4 protein-coding genes and 1 pseudogene are annotated in these 5,861 nt (G+C 34.2%); all 5 read right to left on the bottom strand.

The window, feature by feature from the left end:
- Positions 1 to 830: 830 nt before the first annotated feature.
- The gene (locus Q7J63_RS13205; protein ID WP_139189683.1) at positions 831 to 1,991 is read right to left on the bottom strand and encodes a hypothetical protein; all 1,161 of its coding nucleotides are present in this window, start codon (positions 1,989 to 1,991) and stop codon (positions 831 to 833) included.
- A 105-nt stretch (positions 1,992 to 2,096) separates the two neighbouring features.
- Complete coding sequence (locus Q7J63_RS13200) at positions 2,097 to 2,330, bottom strand: hypothetical protein (protein ID WP_304886778.1); 234 nt, start codon at positions 2,328 to 2,330, stop codon at positions 2,097 to 2,099.
- 21 nt (positions 2,331 to 2,351) lie between these two features.
- On the bottom strand, positions 2,352 to 3,524 hold the full coding sequence (locus Q7J63_RS13195; protein ID WP_304886776.1) for a hypothetical protein: 1,173 nt from the start codon (positions 3,522 to 3,524) through the stop codon (positions 2,352 to 2,354).
- Between the two features lie 479 nt (positions 3,525 to 4,003).
- Positions 4,004 to 5,233: a hypothetical protein gene (locus Q7J63_RS13190; RefSeq protein ID WP_304886774.1), complete on the bottom strand. Its 1,230-nt coding sequence runs from the start codon at positions 5,231 to 5,233 to the stop codon at positions 4,004 to 4,006.
- 444 nt (positions 5,234 to 5,677) lie between these two features.
- A pseudogene (locus tag Q7J63_RS13185) lies at positions 5,678 to 5,861 on the bottom strand (VKOR family protein); the annotation flags it as partial.

Below are 5,861 nucleotides of genomic sequence, written 5' to 3'. Positions count from 1 at the left end.
TGTGCGCCAACCTACAGTTTTACAGACAATTGCATTATCCAAATAGCCGAAACAGAATAATATTTTTAAAACCTTCGTTTACCCCCCCCTGTTTCAACTAAATCAACAAGTAAAAGTAGAATTCACCAACTCATTGCCTTTTTTTGATGATGTTGAAAAATATTTGAGTCCAATTTTTGTTTTTCGGCGATAAAACGACGATTTCATCATCAAGAATCGGTAGGTAAACCAAGCTGTAATTGTGTCTAATTCCGATTACCATCTGAAATCGGAAATGTCCCATATCGACGATTTAAGAAGGAATAAATTTTATTGGACAATTCAGCTTACATCCTCACTTTTATATTTCCTTTAATAGAGTCATGGACGCTTTTAAATTTCTTCCCATTCAATTTATAAGTAAAATATGATGCCTTTAGAAGAAAATTAAATCTATCAGTGGGGTTAATCTCCAGTTTTTTCCTTTGCGAGTCCTTTTCTTGAAGACATTTCCCTGGAATCCAATAAAAGTCCTATTTACAACGAAGAGTAATGGAGCATTTCTTGGTCTTTTTTGAAAATTGTCAGGTCACTGATGGTTTTAAATCCCTGGCTTAGGTTGCTTGGCTCACCTTCAGCATCTAATGCTTCGAGTGATCCCAGAAATTTCTCGAAACTCCTGAAAGGAAATCAATTTTAACTAGTGCTTGGCAACGATTCGTAGACAGGTAGGTCCGCAGTCTTTGGCATCGGGTTGTTTGTAGAAGGGGAAGGTGGTTTTCAAATCAGTTGAAGAAATAAGATGAATAGATTAATTGATAATAGTTTAGGCCTAAATTCGATTATTGCAGTTAGATACTTTCCTCTTTTATGCCCACTCTAAACAATCTAAAATAATCCTCCTCCACTTCTTCGTTGGGTATTTCCATCATCCAAAGCTCGCCATTTCGTAGTAGCATACTGCTTGGCTCAAGTCCATCGGGAACAAAATCGTTGAGGACATTTCCAAGTGAATCTAAAATGGCAAGACGAGAGGGATACTTTTTTAGCATCTTTTCCCGAAAATGGATTGCTTCTTCAGGTGACTTATTTTCAAAACTCTTTTCTGTGTCTAATGCATCATATCCAGGAAAATATCCCAGTATGAAATATTCACCTAGACGCTTAATATTCTCAATCCTCCCAGATGTAAATACCATTCCGATATATTTGAAGTCATTTGGATCATCAGAACCTTTTCCAAAATAATAATTGGGTAATTTTAGGGAAATAGAATGTTTTACCTTAAAAGGTTCATTGGCCTCATAGACATAAATTTTAGGCTCAGAACCGAACGCAACATAAATATAATCATCATAATGAGTGAACACAGGAAACCACGAAGCAGAAAAAAAATAATTGCCATTCAAAAAAATACTATTTTCAGGGAACCCAATGATTGGAGTTCTTTTACCCACCTCAGTGTCAAATAAAGACAATAATTTATGGCCTTCATATTGCGCGGTCTCGGAAGGCCTTGATTCTTGGTTAACATAAAGGTAAAAATCGGAAATTTTTTCCATTCCAAACCCCATTGCAATCCTTGATTCGCTTGGCACTTTAAAATCATCGTATTTTATTAAAGACAAAAGATTTCCGTCAAAATCATAAGTCAAAAAACCACGATATCCATATACTAAAAATGAATTAGTTCCATTAATTTTTATGGTACTCATTAATCCCCCATAAGTATCCGGCATTTCCCCAAATTTGGAAAAAGACGAACGAATATCCCCCTCAAAATCTGCTATAAAGATCTCTTCAGAAAACTCTTTGTGCTCCATAAAAAGTACTGTTCCAGATTTCGGATCCACATCGTGAACAGTGGGGTTTCCAATATAATCAATACGAATACTGTCCAGCTTTTCAAGCGATATAACAATTAATGATTCAACAACTTCTATTTTCGACGTTTTAAGGTTACATGAATACAGAGAAAATAAGAGCAAAAATACTAAACACTTAAATTTCATAAAACTTTAAGGATTATTAAATATACAGTACAAAATTCTTGAATTTATACAATTCTATAAAAAGCCATTTCAAGGGGTTAGGAGTAAACCTAACCCCAAGGAAAATCAACAATAACTGGCAGATCCACCATTTGAAAGACAGCTGCCACAGCACCAATTGCCCCCTCCATTTGCATATGCACCTTGTGCCTGTGAAGATGACATTCCGCACCAAACCTGACCACTTGGGTGTCTATACCCACAGCTACCCCCATACCCTCCAGTAATCTTCTTCATTTGACTTCTCTCCAATACTTCATCTGATGTTGGCCTTAGCATTTCTAAATTAAATTTTTTCATATTTTTGATTTTATAGAAAAATTATTTTAAGGTCACTTTATAACGATAAAAAACATTGTAATCCAATTCTTTATTTTGATTAGGCTTGATATATAAAATATCATCTGCATCTATAAAATGTAGTACACCCGGAACAGGAAGTTCTGAAATGCCTCCTTGATTGCCATTTTTATCCGTCAGAATATATTTGGATTTCCAATGCTTTTGCAGTGCTTCCCAGTATTTAGGATCATTTTGGAAATCCTCTCCTTTTGCCCGAAATGAATCATAAATATCCTGAGGCACTTCAGTGTGAAATTCTACCAAAAAGTAATCCCCCCCGCTAAATAGCTGTGTGAAAAGCGGATATAAAAAATATTCATTATTGGCGTTGAAGATTAAATTCTCATTTCGCTCCGGGTGGAAAAGTGAAATCTGAGAAATTGGAGAAAGACTTGTGCCATTTAACTCATAAAAAAACAGCTGATTGCCAACACTTGGAAGTACGGCAACTTTTTGATCAGTTTTAGAAACCTGCACATAGGAATTTTTTAATCCCACCCACTTTTGCTCAAGTCTTGGCTTCCAAGTTTCGGGATATAAGTTAATCGGGATATAATATTCTGAATCTACATCATAAATATACCCAATTTCTGTACTTTCATATAAACTACAATTTTCAGGATTTTCGGTTAGAAGCTGTTCGTCAATCAAATTTAGATCCTGACCTACAATTAAGGTTTTTCCATCTTTTTCAAAGATTGAGAAACTCCTATGTGAATTGTAAATAGTAAGAAAATTTAAATTCTTTGTGAGCGCGGGACTTTGGCCTATTTTTTTAAAATTCTGATTAAAAAAATTAAACTTATGCTCTGAAGATATTTCCTTTATTACGATTCCATCCTGCCAAAAAGCCACTTCTAAAGGAGAATCTACTTTATCCGGGCCTTCTCCATTAGGTTCACAACGTGAAATTATTTTCCCCTCCAGATCTGTAAGAATCAACTCTTTCATCTGCTTCTCATTGAAAAGGAGTTGCTCAGTATTCTCATTTTTGTCAGCTAAATAAAGTTCAAATAATGATTCTACCATGAGGGAATCCAAAAACTCAAATTCAACTCTAACTTCATAAGAAGTAATATTATTACCGTTCTGCCCCGTTCCGCAAGCACTAAAAGAAAATATTAAAAAAAAATAAAAGAGAATTTTGACCATAGTAAAAATTTTTTTGGTAATCATTTAATATCACTAAGGTTTTAGCATAACAAATGATAAGAACACAAAACCGCACTGATTTAATAAACAGCGCAGTTTTATGATAAGATTAATTTTAACAAGCCGTTCGAGTTCCAAGAGAACACTTGCAATCTGTTTGACATGGTACACAGGCACTACAACCACCTGTTGTGCAACATTTATATTTTCCCCCGCCATAGCCGCCAGTTATCTTTTTCATCTGACTTCTCTCCAGCACTTCTTCCGAAGTAAGCCTTAACATTTCAATACTTAACTTTTTCATAGTTTTTTTTTTTACTTGTTGAACAGTGAACAAATCGTTAATCAACTCCAATTTTACTCCTGATATTTAAGGTCAACAAGAGCACGTGACCATTCGTCGCGACAAAATATTTTTAAATGTATTTAACATATTTAATAGCCTTTCATATAAAAGTTAATTTTAAAATACATGTAGCTTATTTTCTGATAGGTTTTAATTCAAAAATCTTTCCCCAGTAAAAATCTCTTTCTACCTCATTTTCATAAATAAAAAGAAATCTATTTTCGCCTAAATAGGATATCCCACGCCCAAATGAAGGATGTCCATGGTGCTTGGGTAATTCAATCCGACTTTCATTACCGTCTTCAAAATCTTCTATAAATCCAAAAAACAATGATTCCTGAGCCTCATCTGCATCACTATCATACATATTGATATTTTTTCCTTGACCATATATGAAAAACAGTCGATTATCCTCTAGCGAAACCACATAACTTAAAGTGCTGTTTATCTCAGCTGCTCTATTAAATTCCATATGGTTTTCAAACGTTATAGATTTATAATCCAAACCAATAGGTTTTTTAAAATCTTGAATAAGAACCTTTTTTTTACTGATTGGAAAATTAGATTCACCAATCTTATATTTATAAATCATTGGAAATAAGTGGAAATAAGTGCTTACAACTCCCTTATCCAAAAAAATTCTTGGCTTATAATTATTAAACTTTAATTGAGAAAACAACATGCTTGACGTATCCAACCGGCCGTGTGAATCAATTTCAAATTCATCAGTAACAGAAGAATATCTGTAATGAAACCAAATGGGAATCGTATCCAAAACGGCATGGTAGTCTTCCCTAAAACCAAGATCATCTAAGTGTACGCTAGGGACCACAAAACTATTTTTATCGATAAAATAAATGTCATTATATGGAATTCCCCCTCTGCGGCTAAAATTCGGATCATTATATGGAATACTTTTCACCCATTCCCCGAGAAAATTGATGTACGTTAGTTTTTTGTCATCCATGAATATTATATGACCATCGTGGATGGTAACAAAAAACAAAATTTCGCTGTACTCTTTTGGTCCCTCTCCTTGCTGTTTAATGGATTTTTGAATCTTGCCCATTGAATCAAGTAGATGAAAGGTTTGATCAAGATAACTGTACGCCAACAAATGGCCATCTATCATTTTAGGGGAAACTAATCCAAATTCATAGGGTATATCTACTTTGACTGAATCTACCAATTCAAAAAAGTAACCTTTTTTTATTTCGTCTATTCGATCGGTATTTTTGCATGAAGAAAAAAAGATGGGAATTGAAATCAAAAAAATTAAAAAAAATAAACCCCTGAAAATATGGCGAGCTGCTGAGTGGAATTTGATCCATCTTTGGAAGTTTGAGAAAGAAATGTCCACCATAAGTATTTTATTTTTTTGATAATTTTGCAATAGACTTAAAAACGTTCTGGAAATTTTAAAAAAGAAGGCCGAAAATATCAGCCTTCTTAAGATTGTATCAGATTCTAAAATTTAACAATTTGATTGTACTGATCCCGACCCATAACTAGCAGTGCAACACCGGTTCCCTCCTTATTCTACCAAGTCATCTGAACAAGTAGCTATACTAGAACCTCCTCCAGATCTTGAACAGTCACACATAGTAAAGCTTATGTCTCCTCCAGTAATCTTCTTCATTTGACTTCTGTCCAATACTTCATCTGATGTTAGCCTTAGCATTTTCTAAATTAAATTTTTTCATAATTTTAGATTTTATTGAATGTTAAAATCTCCGGACATTTAAATCACCCGAAGTTTGTGACCATTCATCGCGACTGAATATTTTTAGAGCCTGTTTGGCTGTTTCTATTCCAAAACATATTTTAAATCCTCCACAGCATAAGCTTTAGGCAACTCATGGCCATTGATGAATATGGTGGGCGTATAGGTAATATTTTCTAATTCGCTCCAAGAAAGCATGGACTGAATATTGGCTTCCTGTGCTTTCAGTTCCCCATTCATAGGATACTTTGAAGCAAAGGCAGCATAA

Origin of the sequence: Rhodonellum sp. (assembly GCF_030656585.1) — a bacterium.
Classification (GTDB): domain Bacteria; phylum Bacteroidota; class Bacteroidia; order Cytophagales; family Cyclobacteriaceae; genus Rhodonellum; species Rhodonellum psychrophilum.
Note: the sequence above shows the minus strand (reverse complement) of the source record. Positions and strands in the feature narration are given on the sequence as shown.